Here is a 25,415-nt window from a genome sequence, read left to right on the forward strand (position 1 = left end):
CAAGTCCAGCCCTCCGTAGCTGGACTGCGTCTGGACAATCTTGCGCTTACCATGGTACCGCTTCAAACTCATAAGTTGGGTGACGCGTGATGCCGGAGAATTGGACTGACGGCTATATTGCCGACATTAACTACACGAATAATTTCTATGGGGAGCTTTTGCCCCATTCATTGCAATTCTGCATGACCCTCAAAGGCTTCGAAGCACCCGATGCCAACCAGCCCCTGCGCTACTGCGAACTTGGGTGCGGGTATGGGGTGACGGCCAACATCATGGCTATGGCCTATCCGCACATTACTTTTGATGCTGTTGATTTCAATCCTAGCCAGATCGTTGCGGCGAGAGCAGCAGCTGAGTCCGCCGGATTGCATAATATTCGTTTTCATGAGCGTAGTTTTCAGGAATTCCTGGACGAATCGGACTTGCCTGAATATGATATTATAAGTCTCCATGGAATTCACAGTTGGGTTTCGTTTGAGAATAGAAATTTTATATTAAACTTCATTAAGAGAAAGCTGCGTTCCGGTGGAATTGTTTATATTTCATATAACTGTTCTGTTGGTTGGCTGCCATTGGCGCCATTGCGAAAACTCATTCAAGAGCATGCAGAGGCATCAGCGGGAGGGCGGCAGGAGCAGGTCAGCCAGGCGTTGGCGCTTGCAAGGGAATTGATTGAAACCAATGCGCATTATTTCAAGCATGTCCCTGGGGCGGTAGGTCAGATCAAGGCCATGGACCAGAAGGCCCTAGGCTATATCGTCCATGAATTTCTTGGGCAGGAATGGCACCCGTCCTACTTCGCCGACATGGCCGAGGAACTCTGGAGCGTCAAGCTCAGCTTTGCGGCATCGGCATATCTAAGGGACCATGTTGACCAGGTTAATCTATCCAATGAACAACTGGCATTGTTGAACAAGATCAAGGACCCAAATCGTAAAGAAAGCCTGCGCGACATTATGGTTAGCCAGGGATTTCGGCGCGACATTTTTGTGCGTGGTCCTCGAAAACTCAGCGTCGCGCGCCGGGCACAGATTTTGTCCAACTATCGCTTTGCGCTTACCATCACTCCGGACTCTTTCATCTCCAACCTGGATACATTGAACGGGAAAGCGCAGCTGCCCTTGGAGCTTTACGGGCCTGTACTACAGCGCATGGCCAAGGGCCCGACTAGGCTCTTGGACCTGATTGAGGATACAAATTGCAGCAAATTTGGCGCGACCAGCCTGATGCACATGCTTGTTGTCCTCGTTGCCACTGAACAGGCTTCGCTTTGCCTGCCGGATGAGGGTTACGATGTCCGCCGGGTTCGGGCGTCAGCCCTTAACGAGGCGCTGTTTAACGAGCCGGTTATGGGATGTAATCTCTATTGGGCCTCGCCGCTGCTCGGCAGCGGTATTCTCACTGATTGGCTGAATGTCACTATCCTCGGCGCTCTGGAACGTGGAATCGATCCCGTGGATTTGGCGTGGACCCGGCTGTGTGACAATGGGCAGCGCCTGGTGCATGAGAGCCGGTCTTTGCTTACTGAAGCGGAAAACCGCGATGAATTGGCCCGGCGTGTGGAGCAGTTCCGAGCTGGTGAGTTGCAGCGGCTTACAGGGTTGGGCGTCAGCACGATGCCACGCTGAAGGCCTGCTTGCGAAATCCCGGGGCGGGGGTTAACACCAACCAATGAATTCATTTCCCGTCCTCATGGCCGAACCGCGCCCAGTCCTCGTCATTGGCGGCCCCACCGCCTCGGGAAAGTCCGGTTTGGCTCTCGCCCTTGCAAAGCGGGCCGGCGGGGTGGTGATCAATGCGGACAGCATGCAGGTCTATGCTGACTTGGCGATCGTCACGGCCCGCCCATCAGAGGCGGATGAGGCGGAAGCCCCACATATACTATATGGTATCGTGCCCGCCTCGGTGCGGATGAGCGCGGCGCGTTGGCGCGAACTGGCGCTGGCGGAGATTGACCGGGCGCACGGGCAGGGGCGTCTGCCCATCGTGGTTGGCGGCACCGGGCTCTATCTGCGATCCCTGATGCAGGGCCTGTCCGACATTCCCGACATCCCGGCGGACATCCGTCAGGCCGCGATGGATTTGCAGGCGGAGATCGGCAGCCCCGCCCTGCATGCCCGTCTGGCGGAAATCGATCCCGCCACCGCCGCCCGTCTTCACCCGACCGACAGTCAGCGCCTGATCCGCGCCTGGGAGGTGATCCAGACCACGGGCCGGTCGATCAGCGACTGGCAGGCGGCTCCGCCCACCGATGTGCCCACACACCTGTCCTTCACCACCCTGGTCGTGGAGCCGCCGCGCCCGCGCCTTTATGCGCAATGCGACAAGCGCTTTCTGACCATGCTGGAACAGGGGGCGGAGGAAGAAGTGGCGGCCCTGATGGCCCAGGGCCTCGACCCGGCCCTGCCGGCATGCAAGGCGCTGGGCGTGCCCGAAATCGCCGCCATCCTGTCCGGCACGCTGGACCGGGAAACGGCGATTGCCAGGGCACAGCAGTTGACCCGCAATTATGCCAAGCGGCAATTGACATGGTTTCGTAACCAGATGCCTGCCGCAGTGCGGTTGGATTCGACGGAACTTGCATCCGAGGTGGCGTTCGCGAAATTTTATGACCGTATCATGACAGGCATGACTAAGATCATTGCCAAAACCGGTTGACCATCTTTCCGGTTCCGTCTAGGGTGCCGCCACGTCGCCTTTCGCCCATGCGAGATGCGGCGTTTTTCAACCCTGTTGGAACTGTTTGAAAGCGTCTGCCATGTCTTCGGGAACCATCCTCTCCGGTGCGGAAATCGTCATCAAGGCCCTTCGGGACCAAGGTGTAGATACGATCTTCGGCTATCCGGGTGGGGCGGTACTACCCATCTATGACGCGCTGTTCAAGCAGAACCAGATCAAGCACATCCTGGTCCGCCACGAACAGGCCGCCGTCCATGCCGCAGAGGGCTATGCCCGTTCGTCCGGCAAGGTCGGTGTCGTTCTGGTCACCTCCGGCCCCGGCGCCACCAATGCCGTCACTGGCCTGGTCGATGCGCTGATGGACAGCATTCCGATCGTCTGCCTGACGGGGCAGGTGCCGACGCACCTGATCGGTAATGACGCGTTCCAGGAATGCGACACGACCGGCATCACCCGGCCCGCGACCAAGCACAATTATCTGGTCAAGGACGTCAACAATCTGGCCCGCACGCTGCATGAAGCGTTCTATGTGGCCAAGAATGGCCGTCCCGGCCCCGTCGTCATCGACATCCCCAAGGATGTGCAGTTCGCCGACGGCGTCTATCGCACGCCGGGCGAAAGCCAGCCCAAGAGCTATCGCCCGCAGGTGAAGCCCGACCTGAACAAGGTTGAGGAGGCGGTGGAGATGCTGGCCAATGCCAAGCGTCCCATCTTCTATGTCGGCGGCGGCGTCATCAATGCCGGCCCGGTGGCCAGCCAGTTGCTGACGCAGCTGGTGCGCATGACCGGCTATCCCTGCACCACCACCCTGATGGGCCTGGGCGCCTATCCGGCCCATGATCAGCAGTGGCTGGGCATGCTGGGCATGCACGGGACCTACGAGGCCAATCTGGCCATGCATGGCTGCGACCTGATGGTCTGCGTCGGCGCCCGGTTCGATGACCGTGTGACGGGCAAGGTCAGCGAATTCAGCCCGAATTCCAAGAAGATCCACATCGATATCGACCCGTCGAACATCAACAAGAATGTTCGCGTTGATCTGCCCATCGTCGGCGACGCGGCCTATGTCTTGGAAGACATGATCCGCATCTGGAAGGCCCGCAACAAGCGCGCCGATCAGGCCGCCTTGAAGTCCTGGTGGGACCAGATCGCCGTCTGGCGGTCCAAGGACTGCCTGAAGTACGAGAAGACCGACAAGGTCATCAAGCCGCAATACGCGCTGGAGCGTCTGCGCGCCGCCATCCAGGGCCGCGACGATGTGTTCATCTCCACCGAGGTGGGCCAGCATCAGATGTGGGCCGCACAGTTCCTGCCCTTCAACAAGCCGAACCGTTGGCTGACCTCGGGTGGCCTCGGCACCATGGGCTATGGCCTGCCCGCCGCCATCGGTGCGCAGATCGCCAATCCTGGCGCGCTCTGTATCGATGTCGCCGGTGAAGCGTCGATCCAGATGAACATCCAGGAAATGTCGACGGCCCTGCAGTACCGTCTGCCGGTCAAGGTCTTCATCCTGAACAATCAGTGGATGGGCATGGTCCGTCAGTGGCAGGAACTGCTGCACGGTTCACGCTATTCCGAAAGCTATTCGGAGGCGCTGCCCGACTTCGTGAAGCTGGCGGACGCCTTCGGCGGCGTGGGCCTGCGCGCCACCAAAGTGTCGGAAGTGGACGACGTTATCGCCGAGATGATCGCCACCCCGCGCGCCGTCATCGTCGATATGTGCGTGGACCAGAAGGAAAACTGCTTCCCCATGATCCCCGGTGGCAAGGCACATAATGAAATGCTGCTGGGTCCGGCGGATAAGGTTTCCGAAGCCACGCCGGAGGAGGGGATGGTGCTGGTGTAAGCCAGCCGTCCCATCCCTTTCGCCCGATAAAGACCAGATTTCCCGGAGCCTCGCCCCGTGACCCAAGATACCAGCATCCGTCGCCACACCATTTCCGTGCTCGTCGATAACGAGCCGGGCGTGCTGGCGCGCGTTATCGGCCTGTTCTCTGGCCGTGGCTATAATATCGAAAGCCTGACCGTGGCGGAGATCGATGCCGGTGACAGCCTGTCCCGCATCACCGTCGTCACCTCCGGCACGCCCATGATCATCGAACAGATTAAGGTGCAGTTGGACCGTCTGGTCCCTGTCCACAAGGTCAAGGACCTGACCCTGGAAGGCCCGTTTATCGAGCGGGAGATGGCCCTGGTCAAGGTCGTGGCCAATGGCGAGAAGCGGGTGGAGTCCTTGCGCATCGGTGATGTGTTCAAGGCCCGCGTCGTGGACGCCACCATCAACAGTTTCGTGTTCGAAATCACCGGCACAGCCGAGGACCTGAACCGCTTCATCGACCTGATGCAGCAACTGGGCGAGGTCGATATCAGCCGGACAGGCGCTGCCGCCCTGTCGCGCGGCACTTCGACCCTGTAAGATCAGTTCGAGTTTACCCCAATGCCGGCTCCCGCACCGGGGGCCGGACCTGACCACAGCAGAGCAGAACGAAGGAACATTCCCATGCGCGTCTATTACGATCGCGACGCCGACGTCAACCTGATCAAGGGCAAGAAGGTGGCCATCGTCGGCTATGGTAGCCAGGGCCATGCCCACGCCCAGAATCTGCGCGACAGCGGCGTAACCGACGTGATCATCGCGCTGAAGGCTAATTCGCCGACCCGCGCCAAGGCCGAAGCCGCCGGCTTTAAGTGCGTCACCCCGGCGGAGGCTGCGGCCACCGCCGACGTGATCATGATCCTGACGCCGGACGAGCATCAGGCCGAGCTGTACAACAACGAGATCGGCCCGAACCTGAAGCAGGGTTCCGCCATCGCGTTCGCCCACGGCCTGAACGTGCATTTCCGCCTGATCGAGCCGCGTCCCGACACGGACGTGTTCATGATCGCCCCGAAGGGTCCTGGCCACACCGTGCGCGGTGAATATAAGAAGGGCGGCGGCGTTCCCTGCTTGGTCGCCGTTCACCAGAACGCGTCCGGCAATGCCTTCGATGTCGCCCTGTCCTATGCCTCCGCTGTTGGTGGTGGCCGTTCGGGCATCATCGAAACCACCTTCAAGGAAGAGTGCGAAACCGACCTGTTCGGTGAGCAGGCTGTCCTGTGCGGCGGCCTGACCAAGCTGATCCAGGCTGGTTTCGAGACCCTGACCGAGGCTGGCTATGCCCCGGAAATGGCTTATTTCGAGTGCCTGCACGAAGTGAAGCTGATCGTGGACCTGATCTACGAAGGCGGCATCGCCAACATGCGCTACTCCATCTCCAACACGGCCGAATATGGTGACTATGTCACCGGTCCGCGCATCGTGACGGACGAGACCAAGGCCGAGATGAAGCGCGTTCTGACCGACATTCAGTCGGGCCGCTTCGTGCGCGACTGGATGCTGGAAAACAAGGCTGGCACCCCGTCCTTCAAGGCCACCCGCCGCATCGAGGCCGAGCATCCGATCGAGGAAGTGGGCGCAAAGCTGCGCGCCATGATGCCCTGGATCTCCGCCAACAAGTTGGTGGACAAGTCCAAGAACTAAGTTTTTCAGAAGCTTAGTTATGCTGATGCCGCCCGGTGGAGCAATCCGCCGGGCGGTTTCCGTTTTGGCGACTATCACTAAAGATACAATTTTACGGACTTGCTCCTATCACGCGAGTGTCTTACCCTTTGGGTGGATCAAAATGATCGCCTTTGGGGGAGCCCATGATCTCGCTAAACGCGAGTCCGCTCTTCAGCGCCACGAATTCCATGGCGATGAAGACGGCTATCGACCGCCATGTCGATAAGGCGGTCGAGGAAAGATTCAAAAAGACCAGCGACCCGCAATATCAGGGCCGGTCGCAGCAAGATATCTATAAGCGCCTGATGGAAATCGGCGTCACCGGTGGCGGGTTCGAGGAAGCCGCCAAAAGCGCTGCGCGCGTCGAGGAACTGGGCAAATACATGGATCAGGCCCGGTCGGAGATTGACCGCAAGGCCGCCAATGAGAAATTGACCCAGTCCAAGCGCCGCATGGGCGAGCTGGAGCAGGAGGCGCGTCAGGCCGCTGCGCGCGGCGATGCCCGCAAGCTGGCACAGATTGCGCGCGAAGCCACCGGCATGACCCGCAAGCTGGCCGAAGAGGCTAAGAGCTTGGTGGAGGGACGCAATGTCGATCCCGCTGAACGCGCTGCCGCCATCGCGCGCGGCGAACCCGATCCGGCCAAGCCGGTGGAGCCGCAGCCCGGCATGACCGCCGGTGGTGTTCCCGTCTCCTATGCCCGCGCCTATGTACAGGAAGTCCGTGATTTTGCGGGTCGCGCCCGCACCCTGCTGACCCAGGCAGAAGCCAACAAGGGCAACACCCTGTGGATGAGCGAGGAGGAGAAGCAGAAGTTCGAGGAAAGCCTGAAAGCGTCGCGCGATGATCTGGCGGCGGCAGGAGAAACCCTGGAACGGCTGAACGGCACCCTGGAAACCATCGACCCCGGCGGGGCGGCGGACGCCGCCAGCACCAGCGCCGGGACCATGATGGATGTCACCTACACCAGCACCTATACCGAGACACTGACCATCGCGATCCAGACAACGGAATCGTTCGTGTCGATCACAGCGTGATCAGCCGTTGATGTAAAGCCGGTGGTACCGAGATCCCAATCGCGTCAGCACCTCATACCCGATGGTGCCGGCCTCTTTGGCGACCTGATCGACATCGCGGTGCGGACCGATGATCTCGGCCCAGCCGCCGACCTGCAACAGCCCGTCGGGTACCCCCGTGACATCGGCAGTCAGCAGGTCCATCGACACCCGCCCGATCAGGGGGGCGGCATGGCCTGCAACCATGGCAACACCCTTGCCGGCCAGCGACCAGGGATAGCCATCGGCATACCCCATGCCCAGGGCGGCCACCTTACCCGGTGCCGCCACGCGGTGTGTCGCGTCATATCCGACCGTGTCGGGCGGGGTAACATCGCGAATTTGCAGGATACGGGCCAGCAGCCGGATGACGGGCCGCATCGGATTGGGCGCCCAAGGGGCGGGGTTGGGGCCGTAAAGCCCGATACCGGGTCGCACCAAATCGAAATGATAGTCGGGCCCGTGGAAGATACCGGCAGAGTTCGACAGGCTGACCGGCGCCTTGGGCAACCGGGCCAGCGCCGCCCGCACCCGCCGCAACTGTTCCGCCGTGAAGGGATTGGACGGATCATCGGCGCAGGCCAGATGGCTCATCCAGGCCTGCAAATCGATGCCATCCAGCAGTCCAGTTGGATCATTGCATAACCGATCCAATTCAGTGGGGGGCAGGCCCAACCGGTTCATTCCGGTGTCGATATGAATAAAGGCGGGCAGTTTGCGCCCCAGCTTGCGGGCATGGGCGCCCCAGCGTTCAATCTCGCACAGGCTGCTGAGCACCGGCACCAGACCGCGCGCCGACAGTTCCAACTCCGTCCCGGCCGGCACACCATGCAGGACCAGGGTGCGGGACTGGGGCAGGGCGGTCTTCACCCGCACCCCGGCTTCGATATCCGCCACGAAGAAGCTGCGGGCGCCCGCTTGCCAAAGGGCCGATGCCACGGCGACGTCACCAAGACCATAGCCATTGGCCTTGACCACGGCGGCGCATTCCGCCCCCGGTGCCCGGGCCGCCATGGCACGCCAATTGGCGACCAGGGCGGCCAGATCAATGACCAGCACGGCGCCAACACGCGCCGCCTCGGGGCTGTTCAACAGCCCCGTCAGATCACTCGTCATACGATCCGCCGCCATGCTGCGTGTCGAGATCGCCGAAGCGGGTGTAATTGCCGTCGAAATACAGGCGCACGGTGCCAACGGGACCGTGACGCTGCTTGCCGATAATCACGTCGGCGGTGTTGTGGACCTGGGCCAGCCGGTCCTGCCACTGCGCGTAACGGTCATTATACTTGTCTTCCGACTCGTCGGGGCGGCGGCCGGGCTCCGCACGTTCCAGATAATATTGTTCACGGAACACGAACATCACGACGTCGGAATCCTGCTCGATCGAGCCGGATTCACGCAGGTCCGACAGCTGCGGGCGTTTGTCCTCGCGGTTTTCCACCGAACGCGACAACTGCGACAGGGCGATGACGGGCAGGTGCAGTTCCTTGGCGATGGCCTTCAGGCCGCGCGTGATCTCGGAGATTTCCTGCACACGGTTCTGCTCGCCCCGGCTCGACCCGCCGCCGCGCAGCAGCTGCAAATAATCGACCACCAAAAGGCCAAGCCCATGGGTGCGCTTCAGCCGGCGGGCGCGGGTGCGGACGGCGGTGATGGTCAGGGCCGGTGTGTCGTCCACGAAGAAGGGCACGCGCGCCAGATACTGGCTGGCCTCCACGAATTTCGGGAAATCGGTGGCCGTGATCTCGCCACGGCGGATCTTATCGCCCGACACTTCCGCCTGATCGGCCAGGATACGCAGCGCCAGCTGTTCTGCCGACATTTCCAGGGAGAAGAAGCCGACCGGTGCCCCTTCCTTGCCGCCCGACAGCATATAGGCCTTGGCTGCATTGAAGGCGATGTTGGTGGCCAACGCCGTCTTACCCATGGAGGGGCGTCCAGCCAGGATCAGCAGATCGCTGGGATGCAACCCGCCCAGCTTGGCGTCCAGATCGCGCAAGCCCGAGGTGACGCCCGTGACATGGCTGGAGCGGCGGAAGGCGGCCTCGGCACTGGCAATGGCGGCGGTCAGCGCCCGGTCAAAGGGGATGAAATCGCCCTTGATGTCGCCTGTCGCCGCCAGTTCGAACAGCTTCTTTTCCGCATCCTCGATCTGGTCGTTGGCCACGATGTCGATATCGTGCTTGTAGGCCTGATTGACCATATCCTCGCCGACTTCGATCAACTGCCGACGCAGATAGGCGTCGTGGATAATCCGCCCGTAATCCTCCAGATTATGGACGGTGACGATGGCGGCAGCCAGGCGCGCCAGATATTCCGGCCCGCCAATTTCCGACAGGTCGCGGTCCTGTTCGAAATAGGCCTTCAGGGTGATCGGGTTCGCCACCTGGCCCCGGTCGATCATCTTCAGGACGGCCTGATAGATTTTCTGGTTGGCCGGGTCGAAGAAATGCTCAGGCCGCAGGAATTCGCCAACCTTTTCAAAGGCCTTGTTGTTCACAAGGATGGCGCCCAGCACCGTCTGCTCCGCCTCCTCATTGTGCGGCGGCGTGCGGTAGGCAACGGGGGCGGCACCGGCAAAGCCGGACGGGTCGATCAGCTTGGTATCCATGGCGGCGGCATTCTAGCGGCCTGTTTTGTCGGCGTCACCTGATCAGGCGGGTACGGGTCCAGAATGGCAGGGGATGAAACCTGTGGATAAGCTGTGGGTATCTTCAGGGTGGGCCGGAGAGCAGCCGGGCCGCATGATCGCGCACGGTCGCCGCCCACATGGCCAATCGCCGATCCTCAGCGTCATTCAGGTCTTGGTGCTTGAAATACTCGGCTTCAATCGCCCCCTGGGGATGGCGACTGCCCAGCGTTGCGTTGCCCTTGGCGCGCTTACGCTCAAACTCGGCCCGGGACTTTACTGAATAGTGGTTTAGCTGACTGTATCGATGGGAGATCGGGTCGTTGAAGGCCAAGTGCCGGGGGGTGAACGCAATCCCGCAACCATTCACGTAGCTGTACCCAGGCCGTAACATTTCGGCATGAACAGCCATCCGGTCCAGGGCGACCGGGCGTGCCAAGGTCTTGATATGGGCATGACCGGGAAACGCCGCTTCAGCGCAGCGGGTAAAACGTTCAACCACCAGCCGTCCATCCGGCTCAATCTGCCCCGCTGACCCGAAATAGCGCCAGTGGAGACCGATGGCCCCGATATCCGGGCTGGGGAAGCGATCCACAAAACGGTTGAGGTGACCATCTTCGGGCAGCAGCAGGAATTCATCGGCATCGATGAACAGCATCCAGGCCGTCCGGTCACCAAACCGGGACAAGGCGTCATTATAGGCGCTGATTTGGGGGCCGAGCGCGCCAAGGCTGTCCCATGACGCCGTGCGCGGATCAGGAACCGCATCCAGCAGCCGCAGCATGCCGCCATAGGTCAGCCACTGGGGCGGCGGACGGTCGGGCCAGTCGATCCGTGTGACGATGCCGGCAGCGGCAAACCGGTCCAAGAGGGTGGCCGTACCGTCCGTGCTACCATTGTAATAGATGACGAAATGGTCGACGCCGATCAGGTGGTGATAGGCGATCCATTCCGCCAGACCGTCTTCTTCGTCGCGGACGATGGTGCAGAGATAGAGGGGGCCGATGGCTGATACAGGCGGATTTAGCGGCATGGAACATTTCTCCAACCGGCATGACGGTCCACCGGCATGCGCTCAGGCCGCCCGTGTCTGGTTATGGGCATTCCGCTTTTCATCGACCAACATATAATCACGGGCCAGCGGCACTGCCCCGATATCGCGGGCCAACTGCATCTGGAACACCATATGACCCTGGTAACGGAAGGCACATTCCGCCCCCACCAGATAAAACTCCCACATGCGGCAGAAGCGTTCGTCATAGAGCGCTTTCGCCTGCTCCCGCCGCGCCAGGAACCGTTCACGCCAGTGCCGCAGGGTTTCGGCATAATGCAGGCGCCAGATTTCCATGTCGGTCAGCCACAGGCCCGCCCTCTCTACCGCCGGCGTCACCTCCGACAGGGCGGGAGAGTAACCGCCGGGGAAGATATATTTGCGAATCCAGGGATTGGTGGTGCCCGGCCCCTCTGACCGCCCGATGGCATGCAGTAGGGCCACCCCGTCATCGGTCAACAGGTCGTGCACCCGCGCGAAGAAGGTGGGATATTGCGGGACGCCGACATGTTCGAACATGCCGACGCTGACGATCCGGTCGAACCGCCCCGGCAGTTCACGGTAATCACACAGTTCGAACCGCACCCGGTCCGACAGGCCCGCCGCGTCCGCCCGTTCCCGCGCCACGGCCAGTTGTTCCTTGGACAGGGTTATGCCCGTGACCTGTATATCGGCCAGCTTTGCCAGTGTCAGGGCCATGCCGCCCCAGCCGCAGCCGATATCCAGGACGCGAAGGCCGGGTTTCAGCAGCAGCTTGGCCGCGATATGCCGCTTCTTGGCCTCCTGCGCCTGATCCAGGCTCATGCCCGGTCGGGGGAAGTAGGCGCAGGAATATTGGCGGTCGGCATCCAGGAACAGATCGTAGAATTGCCGCGACAGATCGTAATGATGGGCCACGTTCCGCCGGGACCGGTCCAGCGGGTTGCGCTGCTGGATGAAGCGCTGCATCCTCGCCCCGATCCGCTGTGCAAAGGCGCCGGCGGGACCCATATGACCGAACCCGGCATTGCGGGTCACCAACTCGATGAAGTCGTACAGACTGCCATCCACCATCTGCAGCGTGCCATCCATATAGGCCTCGCCGGCATAAAGGCCGGGATGCAGGCCCAGCTTCCATTCCAGGGCAGGATCGGTCAGCCGTATCCTGACAGGCCTTATACCATCGGTTTCCGAACCGAAATGATGGGGCTGGCCGCGCGCGTCGACGACGGTCAGGCTGCCCTGGCGGATGATGGAGCGAAGAAAACGGAACAACAGCATGTCGGTATACCCCAAGCCGCTGATACGTCTTGGAGATGTAGTCACGCTGCGGATCGCCGCAAAGATGGCCAAAAGAAAAAGGGCGGTCCCCCGAAAGGAACCGCCCTTTATCGCTACCTGAGGTGCCGGATGTTTCCATGCGGCGTCCGGGGCCTTGATCAGGCCTCGGTCTCCTCGGTGGCTTCGGTCTCTTCAACCGTCTCGTCCTCGTCGTCCTGGTCGTTACCGACGACCATACCGCCACGGGCGGCCTGGACGGCGGCTTCTTCGACCGAACGAGCCACGTTCACGGTGACGCTCACGGCCACTTCCGGGTGCAGAACAACCTTGACCTTGAACAGGCCCAGGGTCTTGATCGGATCGGCAATGGCGACCTGAGCGCGAGCGATCGTGGTGCCGGTTGCGGTCACGGCCTCGGCGATATCGCGCGAGGTGACCGAACCGTACAGCACGCCGGACTCGGCAGCCTGACGAACGACGACGACGGCAACGCCATCGACCTTCTTGGCCACAACCTCGGCTTCTTTCTTCAGTTCCAGATTGCGCGCTTCGATCTGCGCCTTCTGGCCTTCGAAATAGGCGAGGTTTTCCTTGGTTGCACGGAGGGCCTTCTTCTTCGGCAGCAGGAAGTTACGGGCATAGCCCGGCTTCACCTTGACCACCTGACCGAGCTGACCCAGCTTTTCGACGCGTTCCAGCAGAATGACGTCCATGTCTTTTCTCCTGGCTTACTTGACGACGTAGGGCAGAAGAGCCAGGAAGCGGGCGCGCTTGATAGCACGGGCCAGCTCACGCTGCTTCTTCGCCGAAACGGCGGTGATACGGGACGGGACGATCTTGCCACGCTCGGAGATGAACCGGGACAGCAGCTTGATGTCCTTATAATCGATCACCGGCGCGTTCGGGCCGGAGAACGGGCAGGTCTTCCGGCGACGGAAGAACGGACGACGGCCACCGCCGGAGCGGGGAGCGCCACCCGTGGGAGCGCCCTGGGGACGTTCGGTGGTCATGCGCGATCTCCTTCACCTTCAACGGCGGCGTCACGACGCGGGCCACGGCTGAAGCCGCCCTCGCGCGGACCACGGTCGCCGAATTCACGACGCGGGCCACGGTCGCCGAAGCCACCGCGGGGGCCACGCTCCGCGCGCTCGCCCTTGTTGGCGAGCATGGCGGTCTGGCCTTCTTCGATCTTCTCGACCTTGACGGTCATGACGCGCAGCACGTCTTCGTTGATCGACAGGTTACGCTCCATTTCGGCAACGGCCGCCGCAGAGGCGTCCAGGCCGAGATAGACGTAATGACCCTTGCGGTTCTTCTTGATCCGGTAGGTCAGGGTCTTCAGACCCCACTGCTCGGTCTTGACGACGGAGCCGCCTTGTTCCTTCAGGATGTTGCTGAAGGTCTCGGTCAGGGTTTCAACCTGAGTCGAGGAGATGTCCTGACGGAAAATCAGGATGGTTTCATACAGTGCCATATAACTCCCCATGGCTATTGATGGTCCGCCGCTGTGGCCAGAACGGGTTCTGGATCAGCCGCACGGTCCTAGCCGGCGCCTTGGCAAAGCACCGGCGGGGTTTCGGAAGGCGCGCACTATACAGAATGGGCGGGTACACGCAAGGCCCGGTGCGGCTCTGGCCCGGCATGGGCGGGGTGACCCTGCCGCATGGGGCTCCTAAAGGCTTGCCGCGATGCCCGGCAGCAGATTGCTCAACGCCTCGCGGTGAAGCTGCTGCGACGCCGGTGTCTTCAGCGTCTGCGCGATGCGGGTCACCACGGGCTGCGGCATCGCCTGTGAACAGGCGAACCAGAAGCCCAGTTCCGGCAGTTCGGCCACGATACGCAGGGGCAGGGCCTTGATCTCCGGCGTGTTCATCGAACCACCGATCAGCAGCCCGAAACGCAGCGTGCCATCCACCACCATATGGGCCAGCTGCCGCTGGTCGTCCACGGCAATATGCCGGATGTTCCGGTTCTCCAGGACGGTGCGGTAGATGCCGCTGGGCGCGCCCAGCTTGCCATCGGCCAGCCGCAGAAAGTCAGACAGGTTGCCGCCGAACAGGTCATCCTGCCGTCCCACGAACACCATCCGGTCCCGCTTCACCTCCATCAACCAATGCACATCCTTTTCCCGGGCGGGCAGCCGGGCATAGCCAAGCGAGCATCCGTCAGGCTGCCGCATCACCTCGTCCAGCCGCTGGTCATTGGTCAGTGCCCGCAGCGACAGATGGATTCGCGCCTTCTCCGCGATATGGGCCAGCCAGCGGCCCAGGGCGGGACGGGGTGTGCCCATTGCGTCGACGGTGGTTGGCGCGATGGAGATCATTACCGACACCGGAGGATCGTCGGCGGCGCCATAACTGGCAATTTCACCTGCCGCCGCACACATGGGCGCCATCAGCACGACGATGCCGACGCACAGGAACCGGACGATGCGGTTAAGGGTCGCCATGCAGCACCCCGTTGAACGACAGGCGCCACTATACGTCACCTGCGGTTACCGGCAAAGACCGCTTGTCACAGCGCCGGGGCTACTGTGTGGGCGGTCCGTCATTGTTGAACGGTGCCTCTTGGCTGGGCTGCTGTGCGTCACCAAGGGCCACCCGGCGCAGCGCCTCCGCCTCCGTCCCCCGCAGCACCTGGGCAAGGCGCAGGGTCAGGCTGGCCGGCAGTTCGCGGCTGCAGGTGAACCAATATTCCAGCGGCTCCATTTCCGCGACGGTGCGCAGCCCTAACGGTCGGATGTCGGGCGACTCCAATGTGCCGGCCAGGACGATGCCAAACCGGATGCGGCCCAGCGCCACCATCCGGGCCAGCGCGCGCTGATCGTCCACCGGCGCGTAACGCACACCCTGATTTTCCAGAATGGGGCGGTAAAGACCGGATGGTGCGGCGATGCGGTTGTCGGCCTCCCGCAGCAGGTCGGCCATCCCGCCCTGGAACGGATCACCGCTCTGCGCGATGAAGATCACCCGGTCACGGCGGATCACGCTCAACCAGTTTGTAAGCTTTTCCCGCTCCGGAAGGCGCGCCATGCCCAGGGTGCAACTGTCGGGATATCGGGTGATCTCCGCCAGGCGCCGGTTGAAACTGCCGGGCTGCATGCGCATCCGCATTCCGCTGCGGTCCGCGACATGGGCCAGCCAGCGGCGCACCGCCGGCAGCAATTGTTGATATTCGTCCACCAGAAGCGGTGTCAGCGGCACCATCAGGGTAATGCGCGGCGCCCCTTCCGGCCCGATCTCCTCATCCAGCGCCTTTGCGGGCGCCCAGACACAGGCCAGGGCCAGCGACAGCGCCAGGATGGGCAGCAACAGGACCGGGTGGCGACGCGGGCTTGCCATGGGGCGGGTCCCGACTTGTGGTTGGCAAGCAGTGTAAGCCCATTGCCCCTCGCCGCAAAGGACACTCAACGGAGTCGAGCGGTACCATCCAGAACCGCATTCCAGCGTAGGGAAGGGGCCAATGATGCAAACTGCAGGGCGAAGTGGATGAGGTCCGGCGCTGTCAGTATTTCCATCGGCTTAGTGTCACCTTCCGTAATCGTCACGGGCTTCTGCGCTTGTTCTGCGGGACCGGATGGCTTGACAGGGCCATTTGCCGCTGTATCAAGGCCGCACATGATTTATTGCAGGACCTATCTATGACCCGCGCATTCGTCTTTCCCGGTCAGGGCAGCCAGGCCGTCGGCATGGGCCGTGAGCTGGCCGAGCGGTTCGCCATCGCCCGCGATACCTTTGCCGAAGTGGATGAGGCCCTGGGCCAGAAGCTCTCGGCCCTGATGTTTGACGGGCCCGGTGATGACCTGACCCTCACAGAGAATGCCCAGCCTGCCTTGATGGCGGTGTCGGTTGCCGTTACCCGCGTGTTGCAGGCCGAGAAGGGCCTGGACCTGTCCAAGGCCGCCTTTGTGGCAGGGCACAGCCTGGGTGAATATTCGGCCTTGTGTGCCGCCGGCGCCATCACCCTGGGCGACACGGCCCGCCTGCTGAAGCTGCGCGGACAGTCGATGCAGAAGGCTGTGCCGGTGGGTGTGGGCGCCATGGCCGCCATCCTGGGTGCCGATCTGGATGCGGCGCGTGAGATCGCGGCAGAGGCAGCCCAGGGCCAGGTCTGCACCGCCGCCAACGACAATGCCCCCGGTCAGGTGGTGGTGTCGGGGCACAGGCAAGCCGTGGAGCGGGCCATCAAGATCGCGGCGGAACGCGGTTTCAAGCGTGCCATGCTGCTGCCCGTGTCCGCCCCCTTCCATTGCCCGCTGATGCAGCCCGCCGCCGACACCATGGCAGAGGCGCTGGCCGGTACTGCCATCGTGTCGCCGGTGGCCCCGCTGGTCGCCAATGTCACCGCGTCGGCCATCACCGACCCGGAAACCATCCGCCGTCTGCTGGTGGAACAGGTCACGGGTGCTGTGCGCTGGCGTGAAAGCGTGCTGTTCATGAAGGAACAGGGCGTGACGGAACTGGTGGAACTGGGCGCCGGCAAGGTTCTGGCCGGCCTGGTGAAGCGCATCGACAAGGAACTGGTCGCCAGTTCCGTCGGTCTGCCCGCCGATATCGACGCATTCTCCCTGGCCTGATCCGCTTTTTATCTCTGGAGGTTTTCCATGTTCGACCTGAGCGGCAAGACGGCCCTGGTCACGGGTGCATCGGGCGGCATTGGTGCTGCCATCGCCCGCACCCTGCATGCCAAGGGCGCCAAGGTCGCCCTGCACGGCACCAAGGTAGAGGCGCTGGACGCGCTGGCCGCTGAACTGGGGGATAATGCCGTCGTGGTGCCCGCCAACCTGTCCGATCCGGCGCAGGTGGAGGAACTGTTCAAGAAGGCCGAGGCCGCCCTGGGCGGTGCCGTCGATATCCTGGTCAACAATGCCGGCCTGACGCGCGATGGCCTGATCCTGCGCATGAAGGATGATGACTGGGACAGCGTCATTAATGTCAACCTGACCGCCGGTTTCCGGCTGTCGCGCGCCGCCGTGAAGGGCATGATGAAGCGCCGCTGGGGCCGCATCATCGGCATCACCTCGGTGGTCGGTGTTACCGGCAATCCGGGGCAAGTCAACTATGCCGCCTCCAAGGCCGGCATGATCGGCATGTCCAAGGCGCTGGCCCAGGAAGTGGCGACGCGCGGCATCACCGTGAATACGGTGGCGCCCGGCATGATCGCCACCGCCATGACCGACGTGCTGAACGACGCCCAGAAGGAAGCGATGAACAGCCGTATTCCGGCTGGCCGTCTGGGCACTCCTGATGATATCGCCGCCGCCGTGCTGTATCTGGCCTCCAGTGAGGCTGCTTATGTGACGGGTCAGACGCTGCATGTGAATGGCGGCATGGCGATGATCTGATGCGGGCGGTGCCGTTCGGGGGCTTTCGAAAAGGCTCCCTCGGCACCACTTGCTGCGAATGCTGGTCAGGGGCCGCTGTTCATGTTAGATGACGGCTCTTTCCTGACCGGCGTCGCGGGCCGGGCAAGGAGACTGCTTGTTCGTTTCCCGCGATGGCCCTTAACAACCGGCTCCGGCCGGTCCCACCGGAAGATCCTGAAAGGTCAAATAAATGAGCGATGTTGCTGAACGCGTGAAGAAGATCGTTGTCGAGCACCTGGGCGTCGACGAGGCCAAGGTCACCGACGAAGCCAGCTTCATCGACGATCTGGGCGCCGACAGCCTGGACACCGTCGAGCTGGTCATGGCCTTCGAGGAAGAGTTCGGCATCGAGATCCCGGACGACGCCGCTGAGAAGATCCTGACCGTCAAGGACGCCATTTCCTTCATCAGCTCCGCCAAGGACTGATAGCGAAGGTGGGACAAGGGCGGGGGGCGGCCATGCGTGGCCGCCCCTGGTCCTGGCAATCCTCCTTGCTCTGCACCATGTTTACCCGGGCAGCGGCCTTGGCCGTTCCGGTTATCGTCTTCACTTCTTAAGGTCGGATACATGCGCCGCGTCGTTATCACCGGTATGGGTCTCGTGACTCCGCTCGGGGTCGGGGTGCAAACCAACTGGGATCGGCTGATCAAAGGTCAGTCGGGCATTCGCACCATCCAGGGCTTCGATGTCTCCGATCTTCCCTGTCGCATCGCGGGCCAGGTGCCGCGCGGTGACGGCAGCGACGGCACGCTGAACCTCGATCTCTTCATTCCGCCCAAGGAACAGAAGAAGATGGATGACTTCATCATGTTCGCCATCGCGGCGGCAGAGGAAGCCATCAAGGACAGCGGCTGGAAGCCGTCCAATGACGAGGAATTCGAACGCACGGGCGTGTCCGTGGGCTCCGGTATCGGTGGCCTGCCCGGCATTTATGAAACGTCGCTGGTGCTGGCCGAAAAGGGTCCCCGCCGCGTTTCGCCCTTCTTCATCCCCTCCTGCCTGATCAATCTGGCGTCGGGCCATATCTCCATCAACCATGGCTACAAGGGCCCGAACCACGCTGTGGTCACGGCCTGCTCCACGGGTGCCCATTCCATCGGCGATGCCGCGCGCATGATCGCGCTGGACGATGCCGACGTCATGGTTGCCGGTGGTGCCGAAGGGGCCTGTTCGCGTCTGGGCATTGCCGGCTTTGCCGCCGCCCGCGCGCTGTCCACCGGCTTCAACGACACGCCCGAACGCGGCAGCCGCCCCTATGACAAGGACCGCGACGGTTTCGTCATGGGCGAAGGGGCCGGCGTCGTGGTTCTGGAGGAGTTGGAACACGCCAAGAAGCGTGGGGCCAAGATTTACGCCGAAGTGATCGGTTATGGCCTGTCGGGCGATGCCTATCACATCACCTCGCCGTCGGAAGATGGCAATGGTGGCTTCCGTTCCATGCGCATGGCCATGAAGCGGGCGGGCCTGAACCCCGGCGATATCGACTATATCAACGCGCACGGCACCTCCACGCCGCTGGGCGACATGATCGAACTGGGGGCTGTGAAGCGTCTGTTCGGCAACGATCTGGCCGGTGCCTCCATGTCCTCGACCAAATCGGCCATCGGTCACCTGCTGGGGGCCGCCGGTGCGGTGGAAGCCATCTATTCCGTCCTGTCGATCCGCGATCAGATCGTTCCCCCGACCCTGAACCTGGATAACCCGGACGAAGGCACGGCAGGCGCCGATCTGGTGCCGAAGGTGGCAAAGGAACGCAAGGTCCGCGCCGCCCTGTCCAACAGCTTCGGCTTTGGCGGCACCAACGCCTCGCTGGTGTTCAAGGCTGTGTCCTGATCACCAGCGTGAGCGAGACGCCGGAAAACCAGACGAAACCGCGCCGCCGTTGGCTCCTGCCGACGGCGGCGTCGCTTTTTGTCATTGTGGCGGCTTGTGCCGGTGGCGCCTGGCTGGGCTGGCAGCGCTATGTGGGGCCGGGTCCGCTGACCGCCGATACTCCCGTGGTCATTCCGCGCGGCACGGGCGTGCAGGGCATTGCCCAGCGTCTCGTCGATGCCGGCGTGGTGGGGCACCCTCTGGAACTCGTCATCGCCTCACGCCTGCGCGGTGATGGGGCCAGACTGCGGGCGGGGGAATATCTCTTCCCTGCTGGGATCAGCGTGAAGGATGCGCTGGACCTGATCATCTCCGGCAAGGTCATCGTCCACCGCGTGACAGTGCCGGAAGGCCTGACCAGCTGGCAGATCGTTGAACGGCTGCGCAACGAACAGGCGCTGTCGGGTGATGTCACCGACATACCCGCCGATGGCACCCTTCTGCCCGAAACCTATCAATATCTGCGCGACGATGCCCGCGCCGACATCCTGTCGCGCATGTCGGATGATATGGAAAAGGCGCTGGACCGGCTCTGGGCCGACCGCGACCCCAACCTGCCGCTCAAATCCAAGCAGGAGGCCGTGATCCTGGCCTCCATCGTGGAGAAGGAGACGGGTGTGGCGTCCGAGCGGCCCCGTGTGGCGGGCGTGTTCGTGAACCGCCTGCGCATCGGCATGCGCCTGCAATCCGACCCGACCATCATCTATGCCCTGTCGGACCGGCGTGGACAGATCGACCGTGACCTGACCCGCGCCGACTGGAAGCTGGAAAGCCCTTACAACACCTATGTCGTTCCGGGCCTGCCTCCCGGCCCCATCGCCAATCCCGGCCTGCTGTCCTTGCAGGCCGTGCTGAAACCGGAAACGCACAAATATCTCTACTTTGTGGCCGACGGCACCGGCGGGCACGCCTTTGCGGAAACGCTGGAAGAGCATAACCGCAACGTCGTGAAATGGCGGCGGGTGCGGGATGGGGATTGATCACGCCGCCTGCCGGACCTGCCTCCACCACCAGGCATGGTCAGGATAGAACCGCGCCGCCATGCGCTGCACATAGGGGGTGAAGGCGCCATGCGCTTCCACAGCGCTGCGCAGCGGCGTGTCGAACAGCGGCGCCAGTGCACCGGCAAGGACTGCGAAGGCAAAGGCATCGACACCGGTGGGACGGTCGCCCATCAGGAAGGGCTTGTCCCCCAGCAGGGCCGCCAGCGCCGCTAATGACCGGTTGGCCAGTTCCAGCCGTTCGGCATCGCTGTGCCGGCCGATGCCGTGGGCATGCATGTTGGCGGCCACCCGCGCCCGCACATCCTTGATGATGCTGGCGCGCAGATGTTCGGGGGCGGCCTGAAAGAACTGGGCGGGGCCCTTCTGGAAATTGCCCTCATCCATCCAGCGCTCATGAACCAGCGTCCAGCAGAAATGATCCTCCAGCATGCGCTCGATGGCCCAGGCTTCCGCCCGCTGCCGCACCGTCAGGCCTTCGTCCAGGTCGATGCCGCGCGTGCGTTCGATATGAGCGCGGATGAAGGTGCTGTCGGCAACGATCACGCCATTATCCTCGATGATCGGCAGCTTGTGCTTGGGCGTATTCTCCAGATCGCCCTTCACCTTCTCGAAAGCCAGCCCCGCCATGCGCAGTTGCACTTCCGTCTTGGTGACATAGGGGCTGGGTTCGGGAAGGCTGAAGGCGGGGCCGAAAGCATGCAGCTTGATCATCGGGGTGCTCCATCGTCGCGTCGGTTGCTGTGATGGGGATGGTTTACAGCACCCCTGCTGCCACCCTACTGTCAGCATCCTGACAGAAGGGCAGAGATTGCCAAACCGTCAAGGGTTTACCCTTGACGGTTTGGAGGCTGGCGACTGCCAGCCCGGCGCTCATGCGCCGTGAGCCAAGGGCGCGGATGCGCCCGCCCGGCGACTGAGGGAGATGACATAATGCGGCGTGCGGATCGGTTGTTTCAGATCATCCAGATTCTGCGCCGCGCCCCGCGCCCGATCACGGCGGATGCCATCGCGGCGGAACTGGAAACCTCTAAACGCTCCATCTACCGCGACATCGCCACCCTGATCGGGCAGCGTGTGCCCATCCGGGGGGAGGCCGGGGTCGGCTATATGCTGGAGGGCGGGTTCGATATGCCGCCCCTGATGCTGACACCGGACGAGATCGAAGTGGCGATGCTGGGCGCGCAATGGGTGTCGCGCCATGGCGATCCCGTCCTGGCGCGGGCCGCCGCCGATCTGATGGCCAAGATCGAGGCGGCGGTGCCAGAGGATCTGCGCCCCGTGGTGCAGCGCCCGGCCAGTGTTGCCCCACCGCGCCTGCGCGCCGTTGAGGATACGATTGACATGGTGGCCCTGCGCGCCGCCATCCATGCCGGGCACCGGCTCTATCTCACCTACCGCGATGAGCAGGGGCGGGAAACGGTACGGTCGGTCTGGCCCGTCCTGATCGCCTATTTCGACAATGCCCGCACGCTGGCCGCCTGGTGCGAGATGCGGGCCGACTTCCGGCATTTCCGCACCGACCGCGTGGTCAGGGCGGAATTCACGGGCGAACGCTATCCGGAACGCCCCGCAACATTGCGGGCACGCTGGCGCAAAAGCCTGGATCGGGGGGAAAACTGCTGATCCCGTCGGTTACGGGAACAAATCGTCCACAGCAGACTGCGACAGGGCAGGGCCGCTGCTGGCCGGTTCATCCTCCACCGCCTTCGCAGCGGGCTTTGCCGCCGGGGGAGGGGGTGGGGAAGCCGGGACAGCCGCCGAGGTGGCAGCAACCGGCTGCGGCGCCAGCGGGTCGGCGCCGGCGGCGCGTGCCGCCGCAGCGCCGGTCAGCAACATGTCGACCGCATCCTGATTGATGGCGCCTTTCAGGGAAGGCCCGTTCATCAGATGGGCGTCGGGGCGTGTATCCTTGGGTTCATCGGCAAGGGCCGCCGCCATCTCGTCCGCGTCCAGATTCTCCAGACCCCAGATCTGGATCATGGCATGCACGCGACGCTCAATATAACGCAAGGTATTCACCACCTTGGTCATGCGCTGGCCCGTGATGTCCTGGAACGAACAGGCCGTCATGATCTCCGTGACTTCATTGTCCAGGGTTTGGGCAAGGTCAGGGCGATCTTTGCGCAACCGGTCGGCCACCGACTGGATACGTTCCGACCCGTTCAGAATTTCGGTCGTCGCGTGCTCGGTGGATTGCAGGATGGCGTCCAACTCCTCCGTCGCGCGCATGATGCGGTCGGCTGACGGGTCGTCGGGCTTCAGAGCGGCGATTTCACGCCGCGTCTCCGCTATATGCGAAGAAAGGTCCTGCAGCTCACGCCGCAGAACCTTGATGTGTGATTTCGGGTCAACTTCCGGGTGATCACGCTGATCGCGGATAAGGCGGCGGACATCGTCCACCGCCACCACCCGATTACGCCGGTCGCGGGCGCGCAGAAAGGCGCGACCGCGCGGACTGGACATCAACGCGTCCTCGATCTCGTCGTAATCCTGATCGGACAGATCGAAGATCGGTTCGGACACGGCGGATCAGCCCAGAGCGCCCAGAACGCTTTCGATCTTCTTCTTCAGCGTATCAGCGTTGAAGGGCTTGACGATGTAGTTATTCACGCCGGCTTCCTTGGCCGCGATGACGTTTTCCGTCTTCGATTCGGCGGTCACCATGATGAAAGGCGTGGCCTTCAGACGGACATCGGCGCGCACTTCCTTCAGAAGCTGCAGGCCGGTCATCGGCTCCATGTTCCAGTCGGAAATCACCAGACCAAAGGCTGCAGAACGCAGCTTTGACAGCGCTTCCGCACCATCGGCGGCTTCATCGATCTTCGTGAACCCGATCTGGGTGAGCAGGTTCCTGATGATACGCCGCATCGTCGCGTAATCGTCGACAACCAGCACCTGAATGTTCAAGGACACTGCGGAACCCCCACCTGAACGTGTTGCACCAAAGGAAATCTACCGAATATTTGCCCGGCGTCCATAACGGGCGCCGACTACCCTTTCAGGTTACCCGATCCGGCCTCGCAAGCCAATCAAGTTCACCCCGCTCCGGGTTACAGCGCCGCACTTTGGTAGGCAGTCCCTGGCTTGTCAAGCCATGACCCCCGGCAATCTATGCTTATGCACCACGAACCAGGGACAGAAGCCCGCTGGTGATGGGATAGCGGCGGTCGCGGCCAAAGCTGCGCGAGGTGATCTTCACGCCCGGCGGCGCCTGACGGCGCTTATATTCGGCCCGGTCCAGCATGCGCCAGACCCGGTTCACCGTTTCTGCGTCATGCCCGCGCGCCACGATGTCGTGCAACGAAAGGTCGCGCTCGACCAGGCATTCCAGGATGTCGTCCAGCACTGGATATTCAGGCAGCGTGTCCTGGTCCTTCTGATCGGGCTTAAGCTCTGCCGTCGGGGCCTTGGTGATGATCCGTTCGGGAATCACCCGGCCTGCCGGCCCCATCACCCCCTCCGGGTGGTTCTGATTGCGCCAGTGCGACAGCTTGTAGACGGTCGTCTTGTAGACATCCTTCAGCACATTGTACCCGCCGCACATGTCGCCATACAGCGTGGCATAGCCAACGGACATTTCCGACTTGTTGCCCGTGGACAGGACCATGCTGCCAAACTTGTTCGACAGGGCCATCAGGGTCAGGCCGCGCGACCGGCTTTGCAGATTCTCTTCCGTAATGTCGGGCTTGGTATCTGCGAAGGACGGGGCCAGCATCTCTGCGAACGCATCCATGGCCGGACGGATGGAGATGGTGTCGATGCGGCAACCCAGCAGGCCGGCACATTCAGCGGCATCATCCAGGCTATCCTGGCTGGTATAGGGGCTGGGCATCATCACGCAATGGACCTTGTCGGCTCCCAGCGCATCGACGGCCACGGCGGCGGAAATGGCCGAATCGATGCCGCCCGACATGCCCAGAATGACGCCTGGAAACCGGTTCTTGCCCACATAGTCACGCAGGCCCAGCACCATGGCACCGTACAGCGCGCCCAGCGCATCCGGCGGCGCCACCTTTTCGTCCGACGCCCCCGTCCAGCCATCGGCACCGCGTACCCAGCGCGTGATGGCGACGCGGCTGGCAAAGGCCGGCAATTGCGCCACCAGCGACCGGTCGCGGTTCAGCACGAAGGACGCGCCGTCAAAAACCAGCTCATCCTGACCGCCGACCTGATTCAGGTAGATCAAGGGCAGACCCGTCTCCACCACGCGCGATACGGCCAGTTCCAGACGGCGGTCGGCCTTGTCGATCTCAAACGGGCTGCCATTGGGAACGACAAGCAGTTCGGCGCCCGTCTCTGCCAAGGTCTCGGCCACGTCGGGCTTCCACATATCCTCACAGATCAGCACACCCAGCCGTACGCCCCGGAAATTGACAGGGCCGGGCAGGGGGCCTGCGGTGAAAACCCGCTTTTCATCGAAGGGGCCGTAATTGGGCAGGTCATGCTTCAACCGCACCGCCGCGATGGCGCCACCATCCAGCAGCAGGGCGGCATTGTGCCGGTGCCCATCAACACGCCAGGGGGCGCCAACCAGCAGGGCTGGGCCGCCATCGGCGGTTTCCAACGCCAGCGCGCGCACTGCATCCTCGACCTTGTCCAGGAAGAAGGGCTTCAGCACCAGATCTTCGGGCGGATAGCCGCAGATGGAAAGTTCGGGATAGACGACAAGGTCGGCACCGGCGGTGGCGGCCTCGGCACGGGCGGCGCGGATCAGGGCAGCATTATGGTCCAGGGAACCCACGGTGGGGTTGATCTGGGCCAGCGCGATGGTCAATTGATCGGTCATGATACCTTGTCCTGCCGGAACTTCTGCCTGGATGCGGCGTGGTTCGCTCTTCATATGCTCTTGCTGAGTATAAGGGGTCAAGCCGCCCTCCGGTGGCGGTGTGGGCATGGCGGCCTTGCTTCTCCCGGCTTGCGGCGCTGTCCCGGCATCCGTAACGTGCCGCCAACGAATC

25 protein-coding genes are annotated in these 25,415 nt (G+C 62.7%); 12 read left to right on the plus strand and 13 right to left on the minus strand.

The window, feature by feature from the left end; all coding sequences use genetic code 11:
• Positions 1-89 precede the first annotated feature (89 nt).
• From ACT6Q8_RS07945 to ACT6Q8_RS07970, 6 genes are all read left to right on the plus strand, one after another.
• The gene (locus tag ACT6Q8_RS07945) at positions 90-1,628 is read left to right on the plus strand and encodes a class I SAM-dependent methyltransferase (RefSeq protein WP_444733133.1); all 1,539 of its coding nucleotides are present in this window, start codon (positions 90-92) and stop codon (positions 1,626-1,628) included.
• A 64-nt stretch (positions 1,629-1,692) separates the two neighbouring features.
• On the plus strand, positions 1,693-2,658 hold the full coding sequence (gene miaA / locus ACT6Q8_RS07950; RefSeq protein WP_444733134.1) for a tRNA (adenosine(37)-N6)-dimethylallyltransferase MiaA: 966 nt from the start codon (positions 1,693-1,695) through the stop codon (positions 2,656-2,658).
• A 100-nt stretch (positions 2,659-2,758) separates the two neighbouring features.
• Entirely contained in the window at positions 2,759-4,525 is a 1,767-nt protein-coding gene (locus tag ACT6Q8_RS07955; protein WP_054169625.1) for an acetolactate synthase 3 large subunit, read from the plus strand.
• A 57-nt stretch (positions 4,526-4,582) separates the two neighbouring features.
• Entirely contained in the window at positions 4,583-5,095 is a 513-nt protein-coding gene (gene ilvN, locus ACT6Q8_RS07960; protein WP_054169624.1) for an acetolactate synthase small subunit, read from the plus strand.
• Positions 5,096-5,179: 84 nt separating this feature from the next.
• On the plus strand, positions 5,180-6,199 hold the full coding sequence (ilvC, locus tag ACT6Q8_RS07965) for a ketol-acid reductoisomerase (RefSeq protein ID WP_054169623.1): 1,020 nt from the start codon (positions 5,180-5,182) through the stop codon (positions 6,197-6,199).
• 164 nt (positions 6,200-6,363) lie between these two features.
• Positions 6,364-7,257, plus strand: coding sequence for a hypothetical protein (locus ACT6Q8_RS07970; RefSeq protein ID WP_444739365.1), 894 nt, complete (start codon positions 6,364-6,366; stop codon positions 7,255-7,257).
• Here ACT6Q8_RS07970 and alr read toward each other — a convergent pair whose 3' ends face one another.
• The 9 genes from alr to ACT6Q8_RS08015 all read right to left on the minus strand — a co-directional run bounded on the left by alr (position 7,258) and on the right by ACT6Q8_RS08015 (position 15,556).
• Positions 7,258-8,391 (minus strand): alanine racemase, encoded by a 1,134-nt coding sequence (alr, locus tag ACT6Q8_RS07975; RefSeq protein WP_444733136.1) that lies wholly within the window; start codon positions 8,389-8,391, stop codon positions 7,258-7,260.
• Positions 8,381-9,886 (minus strand): replicative DNA helicase, encoded by a 1,506-nt coding sequence (locus ACT6Q8_RS07980; protein ID WP_054169620.1) that lies wholly within the window; start codon positions 9,884-9,886, stop codon positions 8,381-8,383. The genes alr and ACT6Q8_RS07980 overlap by 11 nt, the downstream gene beginning before the upstream one ends.
• Before the next feature lie 103 nt (positions 9,887-9,989).
• Entirely contained in the window at positions 9,990-10,937 is a 948-nt protein-coding gene (locus ACT6Q8_RS07985; protein WP_444733137.1) for a glycosyltransferase family 92 protein, read from the minus strand.
• Between the two features lie 42 nt (positions 10,938-10,979).
• Complete coding sequence (locus ACT6Q8_RS07990) at positions 10,980-12,215, minus strand: class I SAM-dependent methyltransferase (protein ID WP_444733138.1); 1,236 nt, start codon at positions 12,213-12,215, stop codon at positions 10,980-10,982.
• Positions 12,216-12,373: 158 nt separating this feature from the next.
• The gene (gene rplI, locus ACT6Q8_RS07995; RefSeq protein WP_054169617.1) at positions 12,374-12,928 is read right to left on the minus strand and encodes a 50S ribosomal protein L9; all 555 of its coding nucleotides are present in this window, start codon (positions 12,926-12,928) and stop codon (positions 12,374-12,376) included.
• A gap of 15 nt (positions 12,929-12,943) precedes the next feature.
• On the minus strand, positions 12,944-13,225 hold the full coding sequence (gene rpsR / locus ACT6Q8_RS08000; protein ID WP_054169616.1) for a 30S ribosomal protein S18: 282 nt from the start codon (positions 13,223-13,225) through the stop codon (positions 12,944-12,946).
• Entirely contained in the window at positions 13,222-13,689 is a 468-nt protein-coding gene (gene rpsF / locus ACT6Q8_RS08005; RefSeq protein ID WP_054169615.1) for a 30S ribosomal protein S6, read from the minus strand. The genes rpsR and rpsF overlap by 4 nt, the downstream gene beginning before the upstream one ends.
• Positions 13,690-13,887: 198 nt before the next feature.
• Positions 13,888-14,664 (minus strand): hypothetical protein, encoded by a 777-nt coding sequence (locus ACT6Q8_RS08010; protein ID WP_054169614.1) that lies wholly within the window; start codon positions 14,662-14,664, stop codon positions 13,888-13,890.
• A gap of 79 nt (positions 14,665-14,743) precedes the next feature.
• On the minus strand, positions 14,744-15,556 hold the full coding sequence (locus ACT6Q8_RS08015) for a hypothetical protein (protein WP_444733139.1): 813 nt from the start codon (positions 15,554-15,556) through the stop codon (positions 14,744-14,746).
• Between the two features lie 299 nt (positions 15,557-15,855).
• Between ACT6Q8_RS08015 and fabD the strand changes: the two genes are divergently transcribed.
• From fabD to mltG, 5 genes are all read left to right on the plus strand, one after another.
• Entirely contained in the window at positions 15,856-16,791 is a 936-nt protein-coding gene (fabD, locus tag ACT6Q8_RS08020; RefSeq protein WP_444733140.1) for an ACP S-malonyltransferase, read from the plus strand.
• Between the two features lie 27 nt (positions 16,792-16,818).
• A complete protein-coding gene (gene fabG / locus ACT6Q8_RS08025) occupies positions 16,819-17,559 on the plus strand; it encodes a 3-oxoacyl-[acyl-carrier-protein] reductase (protein ID WP_444733141.1) in 741 nt (246 codons plus the stop codon).
• Positions 17,560-17,770: 211 nt separating this feature from the next.
• Complete coding sequence (locus tag ACT6Q8_RS08030) at positions 17,771-18,007, plus strand: acyl carrier protein (protein ID WP_054169610.1); 237 nt, start codon at positions 17,771-17,773, stop codon at positions 18,005-18,007.
• Between the two features lie 141 nt (positions 18,008-18,148).
• Complete coding sequence (fabF, locus tag ACT6Q8_RS08035; RefSeq protein WP_054169609.1) at positions 18,149-19,414, plus strand: beta-ketoacyl-ACP synthase II; 1,266 nt, start codon at positions 18,149-18,151, stop codon at positions 19,412-19,414.
• Between the two features lie 8 nt (positions 19,415-19,422).
• A complete protein-coding gene (gene mltG, locus ACT6Q8_RS08040) occupies positions 19,423-20,433 on the plus strand; it encodes an endolytic transglycosylase MltG (protein WP_444733142.1) in 1,011 nt (336 codons plus the stop codon).
• On the opposite strand, the gene ACT6Q8_RS08045 is transcribed toward mltG, so the two are convergent.
• Positions 20,434-21,168 carry a glutathione S-transferase C-terminal domain-containing protein gene (locus tag ACT6Q8_RS08045; protein ID WP_444733143.1) on the minus strand — a complete coding sequence of 245 codons (735 nt, stop codon included), beginning with the start codon at positions 21,166-21,168 and terminating at the stop codon, positions 20,434-20,436.
• Between the two features lie 219 nt (positions 21,169-21,387).
• On the opposite strand from ACT6Q8_RS08045, the gene ACT6Q8_RS08050 reads away from it, so the two are divergent.
• On the plus strand, positions 21,388-22,080 hold the full coding sequence (locus ACT6Q8_RS08050; protein WP_054169607.1) for a helix-turn-helix transcriptional regulator: 693 nt from the start codon (positions 21,388-21,390) through the stop codon (positions 22,078-22,080).
• A gap of 9 nt (positions 22,081-22,089) precedes the next feature.
• On the opposite strand, the gene ACT6Q8_RS08055 is transcribed toward ACT6Q8_RS08050, so the two are convergent.
• From ACT6Q8_RS08055 to ACT6Q8_RS08065, 3 genes are all read right to left on the minus strand, one after another.
• Positions 22,090-22,980: a protein phosphatase CheZ gene (locus ACT6Q8_RS08055; RefSeq protein ID WP_444733144.1), complete on the minus strand. Its 891-nt coding sequence runs from the start codon at positions 22,978-22,980 to the stop codon at positions 22,090-22,092.
• 6 nt (positions 22,981-22,986) lie between these two features.
• Positions 22,987-23,370 (minus strand): chemotaxis response regulator CheY, encoded by a 384-nt coding sequence (locus ACT6Q8_RS08060; RefSeq protein ID WP_281262358.1) that lies wholly within the window; start codon positions 23,368-23,370, stop codon positions 22,987-22,989.
• 202 nt (positions 23,371-23,572) lie between these two features.
• A complete protein-coding gene (locus ACT6Q8_RS08065; RefSeq protein WP_444733145.1) occupies positions 23,573-25,243 on the minus strand; it encodes an NAD+ synthase in 1,671 nt (556 codons plus the stop codon).
• Positions 25,244-25,415 lie beyond the last annotated feature (172 nt).

The sequence above is a fragment of the Niveispirillum sp. genome (assembly GCF_052437035.1).
GTDB lineage: Bacteria > Pseudomonadota > Alphaproteobacteria > Azospirillales > Azospirillaceae > Niveispirillum.